The following is a 19,930-nucleotide window of genomic DNA, read 5'->3' on the forward strand; positions in this document are numbered from 1 at the left end:
CCGGCGTCTCCCGCTCCGGCGTCTCCCGTCTCCGGCGCGCCCTGCCCGCCGCCTGCGTGCTCGTCCTGGCCTGCGCCGCCCTGCTGCTGTACGGGGTCTCGGCCACCGACCTGGCCCTGTTCGCCGCCTACCTGGTCCTGGGCCTGACCCTGCCCGGCGTGCTGATCATCCGCGCCACCTACCGCGGCGACCGCACCCTGGCCGAGGAGATCGCCCTGGGTGCCGCACTGGGATACGCCCTGGAGATCTTCACCTACATCCCCGCCCGCGCCGCCGGCCTGCCCCTGCTCGTACTGGCCTGGCCCGTGGCCGTCTACACCCTGTTCCTGACCGTGCCGCGCCTGCGCGGGCACTGGAGCGGCCGCCCGCGCACCCCCGCCCCCGCCTGGTGGTCCTGGGCACTGGCCCTGACCTGCGCCTACCTCATCTTCCTGAGCATCGCCAGGTTCTTTCGCGGCCACGCCCTGACCTGGCCGGCCCTGGGCACCGCCTCGGTCGACATGCCCTTCCACCTCGCCCTCATCGGCGAGCTGAAACACCACATGCCTCCCACCGTCCCCATGGTCGACGGCGAACCCCTGCTCTACCACTGGTTCGTCTACACCCACTTCGCCGCCGCGAGCTGGATCACCGGTATCGAGCCCCTGGTGCTGCTGTTCCGCCTGGGCATGCTGCCCATGATGTTCGCTCTGATCGTCCTGCTGTCCATGATCGCCCGCCGTCTCACCGGCTCCCGCCCCGCCGCACTCCTGGCCATCGCGGGCACCTTGTTCATGACCGCCCCGAACCTCTACCTGGGGGTGAACATCGGGATGTTCACCTGGAGGGGCTTCCAGTCCTGGACGGGGCCCACCCAGACCTTCGGAGCCCTCCTGTTCGCCCCGGTCGTCCTGCTGCTCGTCGACCTTCTCGAAAGGCGGAGACGCGACCTCGGCAGGTGGTTCCTGCTCGGCGTGTTCGTCATGGCCGTCATGGGTGCCAAGGCCACCCATCTGCCTCCGCTCGCCGCGGGACTGGCCGCCGTCGCCGGAGCGGAGGTGATCAGGTGGCGCCGGGCGCCGTGGCCCGCGCTCACCGCGCTCGGGATGACCGTGGCCTGCTTCCTCTTCGCGCAGGTGACACTGTTCGGCGGTGCGCGGCAGGGGATGATGGTCGACCCTCTCTCCCTGTTGCGCCGGACCTGGGGAGAGCTGAGCGGTCACGTCGGCGCGGTCGAGCCGCCGACGCTGTCGGTGCTCGGTGTCACCGTGCTGTACGTGCTCTGCCTGGTCGTCACGTGGTGCGGGATCCTCGGGCTGCTGTGCAGGCCGAGACTGCTCCTGCGACCGGCGGTGATCCTCCTGCTCGGCATGGGGGCCGCGTGCGTCGCCGCGGTGCTCCTGCTCGGGCACCCCCACCTTGGCCAGCTCTACTTCTTCGGCGCGGGCTACCCCTATCTGATGATCGTCACGGCCTACGGGCTCTCCGTCATCGTGCGGCTCGCACGGGTACGGCTCACCACGGTCGGGTGCGCGGTCGGTGCCGGGGTGATGACGGCCTGCCTGATCCGCGTGCTGTGCGATGTCCGGACCCCCCTGAGGCCGGGGCAGCCGGACACCTTGCTGTACCTGCCCTATGCGGTGCTGCTGGCCCTCGCGGTGCTGGTGGCCGTAGTGCTGGTGGTGACCGGGCGCGGTGGCCTCCGGGCCTGGGCCTTCGCACTCGTCATGCTCGCTGCCGTCGGGCCGCCCGCCGCCTGGTTCGCACGCGTTCTCCCGGTCGGTGAAGGCCCCCCGGGGACCCGGACGTTCGCGGAGGTTCCGCCGGTGGCGGTGCAGGCGGTTCCGCTGGGTGCCCTGGAGGCCGGCCGGTGGTTGCGCGCCCACTCGGATCCGGACGACCTGGTGGCCACGGACGCGCACTGCCGCTGGGGATACGAGGATCCGTGCGACACCCGCCAGTTCTGGGTGGCCGCCCTGTCCGAGCGGCGGGTGCTGACCGAGGGCTGGACCTACACCGCCGCGAACATGAGCCACTGGCGCCCCGGTTCCCCGCCGGAGTACCTGCCGTTCTGGGACGGTGAGCGGCTCGCCCTCAACGACGCCGCCTTCCGGGCGCCCTCGGCGGCCGCGATCCGGCGGCTGCGCGAGCGCTACGGGGTGCGCTGGCTCTTCGTCGACGAGCGCCACACCGGCCAGACCTCCAGGATCGGGGACTTCGCGGAACTCCGGTTCCGCTCCGGCGACTGCGCCGTCTACCGGATTGCGGACAAGGTGGGGTGACCTAAGGCTTGCGTAATGGATCGCCAAGGAAGGACGGCGCAACGCGTGTCGTAGGGTCTCCTCGTTGTTCACTTCGGCGGTGAACGTAACCGATCTGAAGACGATCCCCTTCAACCGAACGCACATCTCGGTGAACGAGCTGGATTACCTGGGGGAGGCCGTGCGACGGCGATCCACCTGCGGAGACGGGCCGTTCACCCGGCGGGCCGCCGAGCTCCTCGTCAAGATCACCGGGGCGGGCCAGGCGCTGCTGACCACCTCCTGCACGCATGCGCTGGAGATGTCGGCGATCCTGCTGGATCTCCAGGCCGGCGATGAGGTGATCATGCCGTCGTTCACCTTCGTGTCGACGGCGAACGCCTACGCGCTGCGCGGAGCGGTCCCGGTCTTCGTCGACTGCAGGCCCGACACGCTCAACATCGACGAGCGGCTGATCGAGGCCGCGATCACCGATCGCACGCGGGCGGTGGTGGTCGTCCACTACGCGGGCATCGCGTGCGCGATGGAGGAGATCGCCGAACTCTGCGACCGCCACGGCCTCGCCCTCATCGAGGACAACGCCCATGGCCTGGGCGGGTCCTATCGGGGCCGGTCGCTCGGATCGTTCGGCAGCATGGCCGCGCAGAGCTTCCACGAGACGAAGAACGTGCAGTGCGGGGAGGGCGGCGCGCTGCTCCTGAACGACGCGGATCTCGTCGCGCGTGCCGAGGTCATCAGGGAGAAGGGCACCGACCGCAGCCGGTTCTTCCGCGGCCAGGTGGACAAGTACCGGTGGGTCGACATCGGCTCCAGCTACCTGCTGTCCGACGTCCTGGCCTCGCAACTGACCTCCCAGCTGGAGTCGTTCCACGAGATCCAGCATCGGCGCCACGCCGTCTGGCGGCGATACCACGAGGGCCTGGCGGACTGGACGGTCAGGAACGGGATCGCCCAGCCGGCGATCCCTGACGGCTGCGCGCATCCGGCGCACCTGTACTACCTGCTGCTTCCGGATATGGCGAGCCGGCAGGCCTTCATCGGCCACCTCCGGCGGAGAGGCGTGCAGGCGACGTTCCACTACCAGCCGCTGCACGCCGCACCGGCGGGGGTACGGTTCGGCCGGGTGGCCCCCGGCGGCTGCCCGGTCACGGAGAGGGTCGCCGACCGTCTCGTCCGGCTGCCGCTCTTCGCCGATCTGGACGAGGCCGGCGTGGCACGGGTGATCGACGCCGTCCGGTCCTACGAGGTGAGCTGATGGCCTGGTGCGACGTGATCGGGTCGCGGGCCGTACGGGCCGTGGAGTCACCGTTGGAATCGGCCCGATTCGGATGCTCCGTGGAGCGGCTCACCGTCCCCGCGGAGTCCGGGACACCGTTCTCCACGGTCGCCGAGGCGCTCCTGGGATCGGCCGCGGACGTCGTCGTGCTCCGGTATCCGGCCGAACACGTCGACTGGTTCGCGAAGCTGACCGCTTTCGGCAGGACCGCCGTGTTCGCGGACTCCCTCGTGTACTGGCGGCTGCGCGCGGGGGAGGGGCGCGAGCCCGCTCCGTCGCCTGACCTGCGGACGTCGGAGCTGGTCGACCCCACCGCGGTGAAGGCGCTGGTCTCCGACATCTTCGGCGCGTACGGGAACCACTACCTGGCCAATCCGCTGTTCGACGCCGCCGGGGCACTGGCGGGCTATCAGGAGTGGGCACTGAGATCATGTGCCGAGGGGAGGTGCCTGGCGTTGGAGGATCGAGGCGCGGGAGCGGAGAGTCCGCGCGTGCTCGGGCTGGCCACGCTGGAGGAGGAAGGTTCCCGGACGGAGATCCTGCTGGCCGGGGTGATCTCCGGCTCGCAGGGGCGTGGCCGCTACGCCCACCTGCTCAGGGCCGTCGAGCACCGCGCGCTGGCGCGTGGCGCGACGGAACTCGTCATCTCCACCCAGGGGCACAACACGCGGGTGCAGCGGGCATGGGCGAGGTACGGATTCGAGCCGGTCCAGACCCTCCTCACCGTTCATCTGGTCCGGGACCGGCTCCCGTACGCGCGGGAAGGCCGGGACCGCCGGATCGCGGGGGAAGAGTGACGGCGGACGACCCGACGCGCTCGCGCACCACGTATGTCGGGCGGCCCATGCCGTTTCCGTGAATGCGGCCGATGTACTCACCGAGGAGTCCGATGGACACCAACTGGGCGGACGAGAAGAGCGCGACCATCGAGGCGATGGTGGTGAATCCGGCCACCGTGGTGTCGCCCGTGGCGAAACGCCACAGGACGGCGCCCCCCAGCAGCAGGCCGATCATGCCGACCAGGAACCCGAGGTAGCTCGCCGCGCGGAGCGGAGCCGTGCTGTAGCCGAGGAGCATGTTCATCGCATGCCCGATCAGCAGGCGCGGCGTGTAGTTCGATCGCCCGTGGTCGCGTTCGTTCATGTGCACGCCGACGGAGCCCACCTGTGTGGTGGCCCATGACAGGGCCACGTCGATCGACGCGTGCGGCCCGGACAGGTCGGTGAAAGCGTCGCGCGTCTGCGTGCGCAGGGCACGGAAGGCGCTGATCGTACGCGCGGTGCGGATGCCCAGCGCGCCGGCCATGGCGGCCTTGACGGACCGGGACGCGAGACTCCGCAGGAACCCGTGCTCCTCGTGGTGCGGGATGCCGTACACGAGGTCGAGGCGGTCGCCTTCGAGGGCGGCCAGCAGGAGGGGGATCTGCTCGGGCGGATGCTGCAGGTCGTCGTCCATGGTGACGATGACCTCGAAGACCGCCTCCCTGATGCCGGCGACCAGCGCGTTGTGCTGCCCGTAGTTCCGGGACAGCCGGATCGCCCGGACGGCGTCGAACCGGCGGGCCAGCTCGACGGCGGTCTCCCAGGTGTCGTCCGGGCTTCCGTCGACGACGAGTATCACCTCGTGCTGGACGGACAGGCCCCGAAGGACCGGCACGAGCCTGTCCACCAGCGCCGGGAGGGTCCGCGCGGAGCGGTAACACGGAATAACCACCGACACCGACATTAATCCCCCGATTGTTTTTCGCCACCCACTACAATCCTTTTTCAACCCCACTGTCGGATCACGACCCGGAGCGCCCGTCGCATGGTTGAAGTTGAAGGCAGAGCCGCCGATGGCAAGAATTCGCTTTTCGGGCGGCTGGCTGCGATCTCGGCCTTTGGTGGCCACCGCATCACATACCTGCTCGCCGGCGCCGTGACGGCCATGGTCTATTGTGGTCTCCTTGGCCTGGGATTAATGGTTGCTGAAGATCGCGTCCCTTATCTTTTCCTGGTCGTGGTCAGTCATTTGACGACCGTGGTGATCGTCTACCCCGGGTACAGGCTGGTGGTCTTCCGCGGTTCCGGGGACCCCTGGCTCACCGGCTACCTGCGCTTCTACCTGGTCGGTCTGAGCTTCCTCGCGGCGTCCGTCATCGGTGTCCCGCTCCTGGTGGAGTTCGCCGGGATCCCGATCATGGTGGCCCAGGGGGTGGTGATAGTGACGAGTCCACCGCTGAGTTATGCGATAAACCGGGCCTGGGTGTTCTCTGATCGAGGAAAAGTGTGAAATCGGCAACATGCCATGCGCTCTTCGGTAAAGAGGCGAGCCGGTGCGGAAACGCTGATTCCGGTTCCCAGTAAACTTCGGCGGAAATATGGCGCACGGTCATGTGTTCTTCGTGGAAGGACTAAAAGAACGTTGAAGGCACTCGTTCTGGCGGGCGGCAAGGGGACGAGGTTGCGCCCGCTGACCCATACCTCGGCGAAACAACTGGTCCCGGTGGCCAACAAGCCGGTGCTCTACTACGGACTTGAGGCGATCCGGCAGGCCGGCATCACCGGCGTGGGCATCGTCGTCGGCGACACGGGCCACGAGATCCGGGCCGCCGTGGGCGACGGCTCGCGGTTCGGGCTGGACGTCACGTACATCCCCCAGGAGGCTCCCCTGGGGCTGGCGCACTGCGTCCTGATCGCCGGAGAGTTCCTCGCCGACGAGCCGTTCGTGATGTACCTGGGGGACAACTTCCTGGTGGACGGCATCACCGGTCTGGTGGACGCCTTCCGCGAGAGCGACCACGACGCGCAGATCCTGCTCACCAGGGTCGCCGAACCGCAGTTCTACGGGGTGGCCGAGCTCGGGCCGCAGGGCGAGATCATCGGGCTGGAGGAGAAGCCCGAGCATCCGCGCAGCGACCTCGCGATCGTCGGGGTCTACATCTTCTCCCCGGCGATCCACCAGGCGGTACGGGCGATCACCCCGTCGGCGCGCGGCGAGCTGGAGATCACTGACGCCGTCGCGTGGCTCGTCGCCAACGGCTTCCGGGTCCACTCGCACCTCGTCAGCGGCTACTGGAAGGACACCGGACGCCTCCAGGACATGCTGGAGTGCAACCGCATCGTCCTCGAACGCGTCGAGCCCGCCATCAGGGGCACCGTGGACGATCTGAGCGAGATCACCGGGCGGGTCGTCGTCGAGGAGGGCGCGGTGGTGGAGAACTCGATCCTGCGCGGTCCGATCGTGATCGGTGCGGACACCAAGATTCTCTCCTCCTACGTCGGCCCCTTCACCTCGATCGGTTCCGGCTGCCTGGTCGGCAACGCCGAGATCGAATACTCCATCGTGCTCGACGGCTCCTCGGTACAGGGCGTCTCGCGCATCGCGCACTCCCTGATCGGGCGCAATGTGGAGGTCAACCGCGCGGTGGGCGTGTCCAACACCCACGAGCTCATGGTGGGCGATCACAGCAGGATCCAGGTGCGCGGATGAGAGTCCTGGTCCGTCGCCGAACCCGCCCCACCCGATGGCCGGGGGCGGGCACGACGTGCTCTGCCGCACGCACCACGGTGCCCACGGGTCCGGCCTCCGGGTGACCCGCACTCACCAGCCACGCGGGGACGGTCCGGCCGAGGTGATCCGGCGGTGCCGGGACGCCCCCGGCGGTGGCGTCCGCTCAGGGAGCGGACGCCCTGACCCGCCCTGGCCCCGGACCGGTGCCACGAGGGCACCGGTCGCGGGAGCGCCGCGTCAGTTGTGGAAGATCGGGTCGACCCAGTAGTTCGTCGCCTGGTAGGTGTTCGTCGGGAAGATGTTGCTCGCGTTGTAGGTGTAGACACCGTTGCCGCCTGCGGCGCCGTCGGCCAGGGCGGTGAGAGCGCCGTTGACGTACTGGGTGGTGAAGTACGAGCGGTTCATCGAGTAGTTGCCGGACGTGGTGTGGTAGGAGGCGATGTAGGTGGTGCCGCCGGTGACGTCGACGGGCTGCGGGAAGTTGACCTGCTGCCAGCCGGTGGCGGTCTCGCCTGCGAAGACGGCGCTGGCCAGGAGTGCGCCGTCGCTCCCCCACAGGCTGGCGGTGTGGACGCCGTTGTTCTGGGCGCCCTTGTAGAACCGGATCCCGCTCACCTTCCCGTTCGTCGCCGCCTTGAACTTGACACCGAGGACGACCCCTTGCGGGTCGGACTGCGACGGGACGGCGGGCACCGCCACCTTGTCCCACAGGCTGTCCGACGGGACGAACACGACGTCCACCCAGTAGTTCGTCGCCTGGTAGCTGTTCGTGGGGAAGGTGTTCGCCGCCCCGTAGCCGTAGACACCGTTGCCGCCCTCGGCGCCGTCGGCGAGGGCGGAGAGCAGACCGTTGACGTACTGGGAGACGAAGTAGGGGCGGGTCGTCGCGTAGCGGCCGGCGGGAGCGAAGTACGAGGCGATGTAGGTGGTGCCGGAGGTGATCGCCACCGGGGTCGAGAAGCTCACCTCCTGCCAGCCGCTGGCGGTCTCGCCGGTGAAGGTGGCGCTGGCCAGCAGGGTGCCGCCGCTGGTCCACAGGCTGCCGATGTGGGTGCCGGTGTTCTGGACGCCCTTGTAGAACCGGATCCCGGTCGCGGTTCCGCTCGTCGCGGCCTTGAACTTGACGCCGAGGGTGACCCCCTGGGTGTCGGGCTGCGAGGCGGTGGCGGGCACCCCGGCGTTGTCCCACAGGCTGTCCGACATGGTCTGGATGATGGGCTGTGACGTGCTCGGGGCGAAGTGGATCAGGGCTTCGTGGTCGAAGGTGTCACCCCCGAGGTAGACGGCGACGATGCTGTGATCTCCTCCGGAGAGATTGGGGACCGTGATCCTGGCGGTAGTGCTTTCGTTCTGGAAGGCCGAGCCGAGGACCGTCGAGCCGTCCTTGAAGACCACCTCGCCGGCGGGCACGACGGTGCCGCTGACCGCGTTCACGGTCGCCGTCAGGGTGACCGGGTCGCCCTTCCACGCCGGATCGGCCGAGGAGGTCAGGGTCGTGGTGGTCGGCGGATCGTTCGGCACGGTGACGCGGGTGCGCGGCAGGCTGGTGGTGCCCTGGATGGAGATCGTGTTGTTGAGCGCGAAGACACGGCCATCGACGTTGGCGCCGCTGCCGATCGTGACCGTGCCCTGCGCCATGAGGTTGCCGCGGAAGGTGCAGTACGTGCCCAGTGTCGCCGAGCCGCTGATCTGCCAGAAGAGGTTGTCGGCCTGGGCTCCGCGCTGGAGGCTGATGTTGCCGACGTTCACCGTGTCCAGGGTGGACGCCTGGAAGATGAAGACGGCGTCCGGGTTGCCCTGCGCGTCGAGGGTGAGGGTCCCGCCGATCGAGAAGCTGCCGCTGACGGAGTTGTAGACGCCGGGCCCCCTGGTCGTCCCGCCCAACTGGGCGGGCACCGTGGCGTCGGGCGTGCGCCCGGCGGCGTCGTTGTAGGCGCCGACCACGTCGGCCTTGGCCTCTGCCGCGGTGGCGTTCCCTATCTGCTTGGAACCGGAGACCATGCCGGGTGGGAAGCCGACCACCGAGGTTCCCGGGCTCACCCCCAGGTCGCCGGTGATCGTCGTGGAGTTCACATTGGTGATCGAGACTCCGGCCAGCACCCCGAACGACGCGGCGTCACCGAGGTTCACCGGATCGGCCGCGCTCGCGCTGCCGGGGGTGCCGATGAGCGCGCCCATCGCGAGGACGACCGCCGCGGCCACCTTCAGCAGGACGCGATCGGCGGTATTTCGCGGGTGGATTCGGAAGGGCGGCAGGCTCCGAGAGCCTCTGGCGTCGATCGTGGTCGCGCCGGCCGACTGGCCGAGCGCGTCACGGATGGGTTTGGACATACGACACAACTCCTCGCTGATCTCGTGCTGCGCCAGGCGTCCGGTGCTGTCCGTCGCCTGCGGCCCGTCATGAATGAAATTTGAGATTTTATCGGGCCTATATATGATTTATTGCATTAATCGTAAGATGTGGCTAAATGTCAATGCTGAGTGGAAAGGCGGAAATATTGCTTTCCGGGGAAAGCGGTCAAGTGGCACGCTGACGACTGTGCCTTAGCGGGCTGCGTGTGCGAGCTTGCGCGCAACCGGGAAGGGGGCACCTTGATATGTGACCGATGGAAAATTTACTCGCCGCTACTTTGGGATGTGATTTAGGATTAAAACGGTTTTTGTTCTTTTCGGGATATCCGCCGCTCCCGATGGAGCGGATCTTGATCCCCCGGTCGGGAGCCGCGGAGCGAAGGCCGCTGCCGTTCCCGCTGTTTGCGACCTTCCGGCAGAGTCGATCGACCTCAGGTCACCCCTTACCGGACAGGCCCTGGTCGGTAAGGCGCTGTTCACCGTTCCCGAGCGGTGTCGGACTCCAGGCGACACGCCCGGACGGAGGCGGGACCGGAGATGCGGGAAGCGGGACTCCTACAGTCGAGGTGGTGTTCTCATCTTGAATCGACGGGGGTTCTGCCGTGGGAGAGAAACTGGTTGTGGTCGGCCAGGGTTATGTCGGCCTGCCTCTCGCGATGCGGGCCGTCGAGGCGGGGTTCGACGTGGTGGGCATCGACGTCGACGAGTGGAGGGTCAAGCGGCTCAACGCCGCGGAGTCCTACGTCGAGGACATCGGCGACGAGACGCTGTCCGCGGCCCATCGCTCGGGGCGCTACCTGGCCGACACCGACTACGCCGCGGCCGAGGGGTTCGACGTCTGCGTGATAACCGTGCCGACGCCGCTGCGCGAGGGGGTTCCGGACCTGCGCCACATCGGTGCGGCGGGGGAGTCGCTCGCCCCGCTGCTGCGGCGGGGCGCCACGGTGGTGCTGGAGTCCACCACCTACCCGGGGACCACCGAGGAGTACCTGCTGCCGCTGCTGGAGGACGGCTCCGGGCTGCGGGCGCCGCAGGACTTCCATCTGGGCTACAGTCCCGAGCGGATCGACCCGGGCAACGCGCGCTGGCGCCTGGAGAACACGCCGAAGGTGGTCTCCGGGATCGACGGGGCCTCCCTGGAGAGGGTCGGGGCGTTCTACGCGAGGATCGTGGACGAGGTGGTCCCGGTCTCCTCGCCGCAGGTGGCCGAGCTGTGCAAGCTCCTGGAGAACACCTTCAGGCATGTCAACATCGCCCTGGTGAACGAGCTGTCGATCTTCGCGCAGCAGCTCGGCATCGACGTCTGGGAGGCCATCGACGCCGCCTCGACCAAGCCGTTCGGCTACCTGCGCTTCACCCCGGGGCCCGGGGTCGGCGGGCACTGCCTGCCGATCGACCCCTCGTACCTGTCCTGGAAGGTCAAGCGCAGCCTGGGGCACAACTTCCAGTTCGTGGAGCTGGCCAACGACATCAACGACCACATGCCGGACCAGGTCGTGCGCCGGGTCGGCCTCGCGCTGAACCGCCTGCGCAAGCCGGTCAACGGCAGCCGGGTGCTCGCGCTCGGCCTCGCGTACAAGAAGAACGCCGGAGACTGCCGCGAGTCGCCCGCGATCGACGTGGTCAGGGGCCTGCGCAAGCTGGGCGCGGACGTACGGGCCGCGGACCCGCATGTGGACTGCTTCCTGCTGCCGGAAGGCGTCGAGGTCGTCGCCTTCTCGGAGCGGGAACTGGCGGCGGCGGACGTGGTGCTGGTCCTCACCGACCACGACCGCTTCGACTACGAGCTCGTCCAGCGGGCGAGCGCCTTCGTCCTCGACACCCGGAACCGGTGCCGCGGGCCCAACGTCGAGAGGCTTTGACCTCCCGGCGCGGGGTCCGCGGCTCCGCGGAGGGTCACGACTTCATGACGCGGGCGATCAGCTCCTCGACCTGGCCGTTGAGCTTGGCCCCCCGGGGCCACCCGGCGTAGTGGGTGAGGAAGATGACGATCTCGCGCAGCTCGTCGGGGGTGAGGTCACCGGTCCTCAGCGCCGCGTCCAGCTGGAGCCCGACGACATCGTCCATGCCCTGCCCGACGAGCAGGCCGACCAGCAGCAGCCGCCGGTCGCGGGTCGAGATCCCCTCCCTGGACCACACCTCGGCGAACAGGTGCTCGACGGTCATCCCGAAGAAGTCGCCCGGCCCGTCCCCGACGTGATCCCAGCCGTAGACCTGTTTCATGATCTCCAATCCGCGCCTCCGGCGGTCAGGAGTGGTGTCATCCGCGTGATCGCTCATGGGGCACTCCGAGTCCGTCGGCCAGCTGTTCCAGGGCGAGGGCGGCCAGGGGGGTCTCCACCCCTCTGGCCCGTGCCAGTTCCAGTGCGAGGGTAAGGTCTTTCTCCCCCAGAGTCCTAACATGTAGCAATATGTCGTACCAGGGATCGTCCGGCGTTACAGGTCCCGTCGTCTTCCTCAACATGATCGCCCCCGGGCCGCCGGTGATCGCGTCCGAGTGCTTGACGGCCCGCGCCAGCGCCTTCAGTGAGATCCCGCACGACTCGGCCAGCCGCTGCGCCTCCGCCGCCGCGGCGAACGACGCGAAGTGCAGCAGGTTGCGCGCCAGCTTCGCCCTGGTGCCGGCCCCGGCGGGGCCGACGTGCAGCACCAGCTCCGCCCAGCGCCCGAACGGCTCCTCGCACCGCTCGACCGCCTCCTGCGGGCCGCCCACGAACACCGCGAGCCTGCCCTGGTGCGCGCCCATGAAGCCGCCGCTCACCGGGGCGTCCACCACGTGCACGCCATACGGCTCGGCTTCGGCCGCCAGTTCCTCGGCGGTGGACGGGGCGATCGTCGAGTGGACGGCGATCACCGTGCCCGCCCTCGCGGCCGGCAGCCCGGCGCGCACGACCTGGCGTACCTGCTCGTCGTCGAGGACCATCACCTCGATCAGATCGGCCTCTGCCATGATCTCCAGTGGGTCCCGCACGGCCCGCGCGCCCTTCTCCACCACCGGCGCGCACGCCTCGGCCCTGATGTCGTGCACGAGCAGCCCGCCGGGCCAGCCGGCCAGGTGCGTGGCCATCGGCGCGCCCATCTGCCCCAGCCCGATGAATCCGAGTCTCAACGGAGAACCCCCTCGTTGATTCGAAGGTCACACGATCGGGGTTGCGTCCACGTTGCGCCGCTCATGACCGGATCACCTGCCCGCCGTCCACGTTGAAGATCTGCCCGGTGATCCAGCCCGCCTCCTCCGACAGCAGGAACAGGCACATCCCCGTCAGGTCCTCGGGCCGGCCGAGCCGCTTGAGTGCCAGGTCACCGACCATCTGCTTGCGGTAGCCCTCGGGGACCACCGCCCGGGTGGCCTCGGTGTCGGTGGGGCCGGGGGCGATCGCGTTGACCCGGATGCCCATGCCGCCGAGTTCGTGGGCGAGCTGCTGGGTCAGGCCGTTGATGCCGACCTTGGCCAGGCCGTAGAACCCGGAGTAGACCCACGCGGCGGTCGACGACTGGTTGACGATCGAGGCGCCCTCGCCCATCAGCGGATAGCAGGCGCGCACGCAGTTCAGCGCCCCGTCCAGGTTCACCGCCATGAACCTCCGGTAGTAGTCCCAGTCCACGGTGATCAGGAAGTCCAGCCGCATCCCGCCGTAGATCGCGGCGTTGTTGACCAGGTGGTCGAGCCTGCCGAAACGCTCCCTGGCCACCGAGGCCATCGCCCTCGCCGACTCGGGGTCGGCCACGTCGGTCCTGACGAACACCCCGCCGACGTCCTCGGCCACCCGCTCGCCCAGCTCGGTCTCCAGGTCGGCCACCACCACCTTCGCGCCCTCGGCCGCCAGGGCGCGGACGTAGGCCTCGCCGATTCCTCGCGCGCCGCCGGTGACGATCGCCACCCTGTTCTCGAAACGCATCACTGACCTCCGTGAGGGGTGGCGACGACCTTGCTCTCCAGGTACTCCTCGAAGCCGAGCACGCCCATCTCCCGGCCGACCCCCGACTGCTTGTAACCGCCGAACGGCACGTCCCCGCCGTACCACTGCCCGCCGTTGACGCCGACCGTTCCGGTCCGCAGCCGCCCGGCCACCGCCAGCGCGCGCTCCTCGTCGCCCCCGTGCACCGCGCCCGACAGCCCGTACGGCGAGTCGTTGGCGATCCGCACCGCGTCGTCGTCCCCGTCGTGCGGCACGGCCACCAGTACGGGGCCGAAGATCTCCTCCTGGGCGACCCTCGCGGAGTTCGGCACCCCGACGACGAGGGTCGGCTCGATCCAGAAGCCCCTGTCCCGCTCCGGCGGCCGCCCACCGCCACAGGCGAACGCGCCGCCCTCGTCCACGGCCAGCCGCAGGTAGGACTCCACCCGGTCCCGCTGCGCGGCCGAGATCACCGGTCCGCAGACGGTCCCGGGGTCGGTGGGGTCGCCCACGCCCAGCCTGCCCAGCGTCCTGGCCGCGGCGTGCACGCCCTCGTCGAACCGCTCCCGGGGGAGCAGCAGCCGGGTCGTGATCGCGCACCCCTGTCCGGCATGGGTGGCCACCGCGAAGGCCGCCATCGCCGCGGCCGAACCGATGTCCGCGTCCTCCAGCACGATGTAGGCGGACTTGCCGCCCAGCTCCAGGAAGACCCGCTTCACGGTCGCCGCCGCCGAGGCCATCACCGAGCGGCCCGTCGCGGTGGAACCGGTGAACGAGACCAGGTCCACCCGCGGGTCGGCGACCAGCTGGGCGCCGAGCGCGTGCGAGGAGGAGGTGACGACGCCCAGCACGCCGGGCGGGAAGTCCGTCTCCTCGTGGACGATCCGCGCCATGAACTCGGCCACCAGGGGAGTGTCGGGGGCGGGTTTGAGCACCACGGTGTTACCCGCCGCCAGGGCCGGGCCCAGCTTGGCCAGGTTGATCTGGTGCGGGAAGTTCCACGGGGTGATCGCGCCGACCACCCCGGCGGGCTCGCGCAGCAGGGTACGCCGCGACGTCATGCCCATCGGCGCGCCCACCCCCAGATCCCGCGACCACTCGTAGGACTCGGCGAGGTCGGCGAACCAGCCCAGGTCCGCCACCGGGGCGTCCAGCTGGGGGCCGTACGTCAGGAAGACCGGGCAGCCGGCCTCCGCCACCGTCAGCTCCCGCAGTTCGGAGGCGTGCGAGACGAGCCCGTCTCGCAGCTGGCGCAGGCAGCGGGCACGCAGCCGCGGGTCGGCGGACCACACCCCGGCGTCGAACGCCTCCCGCGCCGCGCCGATCGCCGCGTCCATGTCGGCGGGCGTCCCGTCGAGGGCCTCGCCGACCACCTCCTCGGTGGCGGGGTTGACGCTCGCGAACCGGCCGCTCATCGCCGCCCCCTTACGGCCGGAGCCCGCTCCGGCGCACGATCGGAGGACGGCGCGGCCCGTTCCGGAACCCGGCGGGCGCGAGCGGTCGTGGTCCGGCGCGGCAGGCCGGGGCGGCGGCTCACAGGCGGTCCCAGAGAGCGACGGGGGCGCCGCCCAGCCGGTACCAGCCGCCGGGTCTGCCACCGGCGCGCTCCATCCGGCGCTTCATGCCGTCGGTCAGCACGCCCGCCTGGATCATCTCCACGAACAGCGCGGTGGCGTTGCCGAAGTCGAACCAGTCGCGCTGCCACGACCACTTCATCTCACCGGCGTACCTGAACCACGAACCGCCGATCCCCGCCACCTCGTACGGCGTGCCGTCGGGGCGCGTCGCCTCGGCGACCTGCTTCCAGAAGCCGACCACCTCGCCGGCGACCTCGTCGACGAGGACCTTCTGGTACGGGTACCGCCAGCCGTCGAGACCGCCCATCTCCTGGCCGAGCGCGATGTCGCGGATCTCCCGCCGGCCCACGGCCATGAACTCCAGCTCGGGCCCGAGGTTCCAGCCGTAGGTGGCGTCCTCGGTGTAGAGGGAGGCCAGCGGCCTCCAGTCGCCGAGGCGCTCGCACTCCCGGTTGGACGACAGCCACAGCCGGACCATCTCGTCCAGCTCTTCGCGGGGATACATCAGTCCTCCAGTCGCAGGGCCCGGGTCGGGCAGTTCCGCACGGCTTCGCGCACCGCGTCGAGCAGGGTGTCGGGCAGAGAGTCGGGCAGGGCGTCTCGCCGAATCTCCACCACGCCGCGTCTGGGCACGGAGAAGACCTCCGGGGCGGCGAACTCGCACTCGGCGTGCCCCTGGCACAGGTCGGGATCCAGGACGACCCTCATCGGGCCCGCCTGCGGTAGCGGACCGCGCAGGGCTGCCGGAGCTGGACGACCATCTTGCTGTGGTCGTTCTCGTAGCTGTCCAACGGCTGGGCGGGCGCGAACTCCCAGTCCCGCAGCAGCACCGAGAAGATCGCCTTCAGCTGGACCATCGCGAACTGGGCTCCCACGCAGCGGTGCCTGCCGGCCCCGAACGGGATCCACGTCCACCGGTTGACCAGGTCCTCCTGGCGCGGCTCCGCGTAGCGCCCCGGCTGGAACTCGTCCGGCGCGGGGAAGTCGTCGGGCAGCCGGTTGGAGATCGCGGGGGAGGCGGCCACCAACTCGCCGGGCTCGATGTCGTACCCGCACACCCGCTGCGCTGTCTTGGCCACCCGCATGAGCAGGATCAGCGGCGGGTGCAGCCGCAGCGCCTCCTTGATCGCCGACTCCAGCACCGGAATCTCGCGCAGCGCCTGGAAGCTCACCGTGGAGCCGTCGGCGTACAGCGCGTCCAGCTCCCCGGTCACCTCCGCCAGCACCGCCGGGTTGCGCAGCAGCTCGATGAGCGTCCAGGCGGCGGTGCCGGAGGTGGTGTGGTGCCCGGCGAACATCATCGAGATGAACATCCCGGTGACCTCGTCGGCGCCGAAGCGCGGCGTGCCGTCCTCGTTTCTGACCGAGAGCAGCACGTCCAGCAGGTCGCGGTCCTCCCGCGCCGCGGGACCGCGCGAGTCCATGATCTCCTGGACCAGCGCCACCAGCTTCACCCTGGCCTCGTCGCGGCGGCGGAACGACTCGATGTCGGCGTACGGGTCCACGAACGCGATCGGGTCGGTGCCGCGCTCGAGATCGTGGTAGAGGCGCGCGAACCGCACGTCGAGCTGCTCGCGGAACCTCCGGCCGATCAGGCACGAGGAAGAGGTGTAGATCGTCAGCTCGGCGAACCAGTCGAGCAGGTCGATCTCGCCCTCGTCGCCCCAGAGCGCGACCAGCTCCCTGACCTCACGCTCGATGGTCTCGGCGTGCCCGCGCATCATGGTGGCCCGCAACGCCTGGTTGTGCAGCATCTCCTTGCGCCGCTCGGGCGGGGCGTCGAACACCACGCCCTCCCCGAAGATCGGTTTCATGAACGGGTACGCCTCGGCCTGGTCGAGGTCCTCTTCCGTGGAGCGGAAGAAGAACTCGTTGGCCTCCGCGCCGGACAGCAGCACGACAGGCCGCCCCGCCAGCGCGAACGCGCCGACGTCCCCGCACTCCTCCCGCACCCGCCGCATCAGCCCGATCGGATCGGTGCGCAACTCCTCCAGGTGCTCACTCCCCGACACCACAGGCCTGTTATTGGCGACGCTGGCGCGTCGCGGTTCGGCCGCTCTTACCCGGTGACTTCCCTCGTCGTTCATCCGCTTCGCTCCTTCATTCCTCAGTCCAGTCACCGGCGCGGCCTCACGGGTAGTCCCTCAGGGGAATGTCGTGGGCGCGTCCTCATGGGTGTTCTTGGCGTAGGGGTGCTTCCGGTTCGATTTCGAGGAGGGTTATGTGGGCGCCGCGGGGCATGGAGACGACGGCGAGGACGGCCGCGGCCACGTCGCGGGGCTTGAGGAAACGGTCGTGTCTGGCCAGCCCGAACCTCGTCCAGTCGTCCAGGACCGGTTGCAGGACTTCCACGGGCCAGGTGGACCCCATGCCGGAGAGCGTCGGCCCCGGGCGCAGGATCGAGGCGCGTACCCCGGTGCCTTCCAGCTCCATCTGCATCGCCCTGGCCAGTCCCTCCAGCCCGTTCTTGGCGGCGACGTAGGCGCCCATCCGGGGCCGCGGCAGGCGTACGACGTCGGAGGTGACGAACACGATGTCACCGCGGCCCCTGGCCGCCATCGCGGGGACCACCGCGGACACGAACCGCTGGGTGCCGACGAGGTTGAGCTGGAGTTGAACCTCGAAGGAGGGGGTGGAGGTCTGGTAGGAGTTCTCCGGCGTCACCTCTCCGGCGCAGGTGACCACCACCTCTATTTCACCTAACGCTTGCTCGGCTGCGGAGACAAAAAAAGAGACGGACTCGTCCGAGGTCACATCCAGCGGCAGCGCCACCGCCTCCCCGCCCCCGGCCCGGATCTTCGCCGCCAGCTCCTCGCAGATCGCCGTCCGGCGCGCTCCCAGCGCCACCGGATACCCGGCCTCCGCCAGTCCCACGGCCACGGCCGCGCCGATACCCGACGAGGCCCCGGTGACCAGGACCGGCCTGCGCTCGGGATGCGGGGGAATTCTCGGCATGGGAAACCTCCATGGTCAGCGGCTCGCGTACGGCGCGGGCTCCGGTTCGGTCATCGGGGGTGGCGGGGGGCTCGGGCGGTCCGGGCGCCGGGCGGGCAACACGGTGAGGGGCGCTCGGGAACCCCCGCCGGCTCGCCGGCGCGTCACGCTCACCGGCCGGCGGGCGGCTCCTCGGACGTCGCACGAGGCGGAAGGCGCTCCGGATACCTCGGTGGCGGTTCATCGGCGTGTCACGCTCATCGGCAGGTGGGCGAAGCCGCGTACGTTGGCGGAGTGCACCCGTTCCGCCGCGGCCAGGTCGATCTCGTAGCCGGTGATGTGCCGGGCCAGCTCGCCGAGCACCACCCGCGCCTCCAGCCGGGCCAGTGAGGCGCCCAGGCAGAAGTGGCCGCCGCGGCCGAAGCTGATCAGTTCGCTCGTGTCGCGGTCGAGGTCGTAGCGGTCGGGGCCGGGGAACACCCGCCCGTCGCGGTTGGCCGAGCCGACCAGGAGCAGCAGCCGGGAGCCGGCCGGCAGCCGCGTACCGTGCATCTCGACCTCGCCGGTGACGCGCCTGGCGAGCATCTGAGAGGAGGTGTCATAGCGAAGGGTCTCCTCCACCCACGGTCCGATCGCCCCGCCCAGCGCCTTGGCACCCTCCGCCGGGTTCAGGTACGCCCAGTACAGGGCGTTGGCGAGCAGCTTCGTGGTGGTCTCGTTGCCCGCGACCACCATCAGGAACAGGAACGCGATGATCTCCTCGTCGGTCAGCCGGTCACCGTCGATCTCCGCGTCCAGCAGGGCGCTGGTCAGGTCCTCGGTCCGGTGCGCGCGGCGTCGCGCGAGCATGTCGGAGTAGTAGACGACCAGATCCAGTGAGGCGGCCATGCCCTCCTGCGGCACGTCCTGCAGGCCGTCGTCGCGGTGCACCACCACGTCGGCCAGCCGTCGCAGCTCCTGCCGGTCGGCCTCGGGTACCCCCATCAGCTCGGAGATCACGTCCATCGGCACCCGCCCCGCGACGGCGGTGACCCAGTCGAACCGTCCGGACTCCAGCGCCGGCTCCAGGTACAGCCGGGTGATCTCCCTGATCCTCGGCTCCAGGGCGGCCACCCGGCGCGGGGTGAACCCCCGTGAGACCAGCGCCCGCATCCTGGTGTGCCGGGGCGGGTCCATGGCCAGGAAGGACATCGTCCGGTGCGCCCTCGGCCCCCACGCGGTGGGCTCCAGCGACACCCCGTACCCGTTGGAGTAGGTCGCGGTGTCCCTGAACGCGGTGCTCACGTCACCGTGCCGGGACAGCGCCCAGAAGTCCAGCTCCTCGTTGCGGTAGAGCGGCGCCTCCTCCCTGAGCCTGGCGTAGATCGGATACGGATCCTCATGAACCGCATAGTCATAAGGGCTGTACACGAGCTGTGTTGTCGGCGACGCTGCGCGTCGCGGTTGCGGCCTCACGGGCACTCCTCAGTCCGGGGGAAGATGGTTCTGGCCGTGGTGGCGAGGAGGCCGGGGAGGTCGCGGTAGGAGAGGTGGCCCATTCCCGCCTGGACCAGCGCGCCGTAGAAGGCCAGCTCGAAGGCCTGCAGGGCGGCGGGGGAGGCGTCGGTGGCGCCGGAGATCCGTTCGTGGACACGGAGCCCGATGCGGGCACGCAGCCGGAGGACGTTGGGCTCGTCGGCGAGCATCGCGGTGGTGCACGCGGCCGAGAGCGCCGGGTCGTCGGCGACCAGCAGCGCCACCGCGCTCAGCGCCTCGGCGGCCCGGTCGGCGGGGGAGCCGCCGGGGAGCGGGTCCGGTTCCGGCAGGTCGCGCAGCCGCCGCCAGAACACCTCCGCCAGCAGGTGGTTCTTGGAGGCGAAGTAGGTGTAGGCGGTGGCGGGCGCAACCCCGGCCCGCTTGGCGACCCCGCGCACCGTCAACCCCTCGTACCGGTGCTCGGCGACCTCCTCGACCGCCGCCTCGGTGAGCCTGCGCACGGTCTCGGCCTGCCGGTCCGACAGCCGGGCCCGGGGCGCCTCGGTGGTCCTGGGCATTGTCGCTCCTCAAACTGGACACCTGTCCAGAAGCTAGCCCACGCCCCGCCCCTTGCCTAGTCCCAAACTCCGGACGCGAGGACGGGTGATGCCCCGGCCGCGCGGCACCGTACGGGTGCGGGGAAGT

18 protein-coding genes are annotated in these 19,930 nt (G+C 69.8%); 6 read left to right on the top strand and 12 right to left on the bottom strand.

Features of this window, described 5'->3' with window-relative positions; all coding sequences use genetic code 11:
* From ACWD3H_RS36510 to ACWD3H_RS36520, 3 genes are all read left to right on the top strand, one after another.
* Window positions 1-2,261, top strand: a 2,261-nt coding sequence (locus ACWD3H_RS36510) for a hypothetical protein (RefSeq protein ID WP_451958250.1), incomplete at its 5' end; no start/stop codon positions are given.
* Window positions 2,262-2,340: 79 nt separating this feature from the next.
* Window positions 2,341-3,495: a dTDP-4-amino-4,6-dideoxygalactose transaminase gene (rffA, locus tag ACWD3H_RS36515; RefSeq protein WP_451958251.1), complete on the top strand. Its 1,155-nt coding sequence runs from the start codon at window positions 2,341-2,343 to the stop codon at window positions 3,493-3,495.
* Window positions 3,495-4,313, top strand: a complete 819-nt coding sequence (locus ACWD3H_RS36520; protein ID WP_451958252.1) for a GNAT family N-acetyltransferase — start codon at window positions 3,495-3,497, stop codon at window positions 4,311-4,313. The genes rffA and ACWD3H_RS36520 overlap by 1 nt, the downstream gene beginning before the upstream one ends.
* Here ACWD3H_RS36520 and ACWD3H_RS36525 read toward each other — a convergent pair.
* Window positions 4,237-5,229, bottom strand: a complete 993-nt coding sequence (locus ACWD3H_RS36525; RefSeq protein WP_451958253.1) for a glycosyltransferase family 2 protein — start codon at window positions 5,227-5,229, stop codon at window positions 4,237-4,239. The two genes, ACWD3H_RS36520 and ACWD3H_RS36525, sit on opposite strands and share 77 nt — an antisense overlap.
* Before the next feature lie 93 nt (window positions 5,230-5,322).
* On the opposite strand from ACWD3H_RS36525, the gene ACWD3H_RS36530 reads away from it, so the two are divergent.
* Together ACWD3H_RS36530 and ACWD3H_RS36535 are read left to right on the top strand one after the other, a co-directional pair.
* A complete protein-coding gene (locus ACWD3H_RS36530) occupies window positions 5,323-5,787 on the top strand; it encodes a GtrA family protein (RefSeq protein WP_355559108.1) in 465 nt (154 codons plus the stop codon).
* A 132-nt stretch (window positions 5,788-5,919) separates the two neighbouring features.
* A complete protein-coding gene (locus ACWD3H_RS36535) occupies window positions 5,920-6,987 on the top strand; it encodes a glucose-1-phosphate thymidylyltransferase (RefSeq protein ID WP_355559111.1) in 1,068 nt (355 codons plus the stop codon).
* A 258-nt stretch (window positions 6,988-7,245) separates the two neighbouring features.
* Here ACWD3H_RS36535 and ACWD3H_RS36540 read toward each other — a convergent pair whose 3' ends face one another.
* Window positions 7,246-9,339, bottom strand: coding sequence for a DUF4082 domain-containing protein (locus ACWD3H_RS36540; protein WP_451958254.1), 2,094 nt, complete (start codon window positions 9,337-9,339; stop codon window positions 7,246-7,248).
* A 623-nt stretch (window positions 9,340-9,962) separates the two neighbouring features.
* On the opposite strand from ACWD3H_RS36540, the gene ACWD3H_RS36545 reads away from it, so the two are divergent.
* Complete coding sequence (locus tag ACWD3H_RS36545; RefSeq protein WP_451958255.1) at window positions 9,963-11,222, top strand: nucleotide sugar dehydrogenase; 1,260 nt, start codon at window positions 9,963-9,965, stop codon at window positions 11,220-11,222.
* Between the two features lie 34 nt (window positions 11,223-11,256).
* On the opposite strand, the gene ACWD3H_RS36550 is transcribed toward ACWD3H_RS36545, so the two are convergent.
* From ACWD3H_RS36550 to ACWD3H_RS36595, 10 genes are all read right to left on the bottom strand, one after another.
* Window positions 11,257-11,583, bottom strand: coding sequence for a carboxymuconolactone decarboxylase family protein (locus ACWD3H_RS36550; protein WP_245651864.1), 327 nt, complete (start codon window positions 11,581-11,583; stop codon window positions 11,257-11,259).
* Between the two features lie 37 nt (window positions 11,584-11,620).
* Window positions 11,621-12,469, bottom strand: a complete 849-nt coding sequence (locus ACWD3H_RS36555; RefSeq protein ID WP_451958256.1) for an NAD(P)-dependent oxidoreductase — start codon at window positions 12,467-12,469, stop codon at window positions 11,621-11,623.
* Between the two features lie 61 nt (window positions 12,470-12,530).
* On the bottom strand, window positions 12,531-13,259 hold the full coding sequence (locus ACWD3H_RS36560) for an SDR family oxidoreductase (RefSeq protein ID WP_355559126.1): 729 nt from the start codon (window positions 13,257-13,259) through the stop codon (window positions 12,531-12,533).
* Window positions 13,259-14,857: an aldehyde dehydrogenase gene (locus ACWD3H_RS36565; protein WP_451958257.1), complete on the bottom strand. Its 1,599-nt coding sequence runs from the start codon at window positions 14,855-14,857 to the stop codon at window positions 13,259-13,261. Before ACWD3H_RS36565 ends, ACWD3H_RS36560 begins: the two co-directional genes overlap by 1 nt.
* Window positions 14,793-15,341 (bottom strand): hypothetical protein, encoded by a 549-nt coding sequence (locus ACWD3H_RS36570; RefSeq protein WP_451958258.1) that lies wholly within the window; start codon window positions 15,339-15,341, stop codon window positions 14,793-14,795. Before ACWD3H_RS36570 ends, ACWD3H_RS36565 begins: the two co-directional genes overlap by 65 nt.
* Entirely contained in the window at window positions 15,341-15,544 is a 204-nt protein-coding gene (locus ACWD3H_RS36575; protein WP_343983068.1) for a ferredoxin, read from the bottom strand. Before ACWD3H_RS36575 ends, ACWD3H_RS36570 begins: the two co-directional genes overlap by 1 nt.
* Entirely contained in the window at window positions 15,541-16,848 is a 1,308-nt protein-coding gene (locus ACWD3H_RS36580) for a cytochrome P450 (protein ID WP_451958259.1), read from the bottom strand. The genes ACWD3H_RS36575 and ACWD3H_RS36580 overlap by 4 nt, the downstream gene beginning before the upstream one ends.
* Before the next feature lie 157 nt (window positions 16,849-17,005).
* Window positions 17,006-17,791, bottom strand: coding sequence for an SDR family oxidoreductase (locus ACWD3H_RS36585; RefSeq protein ID WP_451958260.1), 786 nt, complete (start codon window positions 17,789-17,791; stop codon window positions 17,006-17,008).
* Window positions 17,792-18,010: 219 nt separating this feature from the next.
* Window positions 18,011-19,180 (bottom strand): cytochrome P450, encoded by a 1,170-nt coding sequence (locus ACWD3H_RS36590; protein ID WP_451958261.1) that lies wholly within the window; start codon window positions 19,178-19,180, stop codon window positions 18,011-18,013.
* Between the two features lie 41 nt (window positions 19,181-19,221).
* On the bottom strand, window positions 19,222-19,803 hold the full coding sequence (locus ACWD3H_RS36595; protein ID WP_355559147.1) for a TetR/AcrR family transcriptional regulator: 582 nt from the start codon (window positions 19,801-19,803) through the stop codon (window positions 19,222-19,224).
* Between the last annotated feature and the right edge of the window lie 127 nt (window positions 19,804-19,930).

This window comes from Streptosporangium sp. NPDC002607 (genome assembly GCF_053592655.1).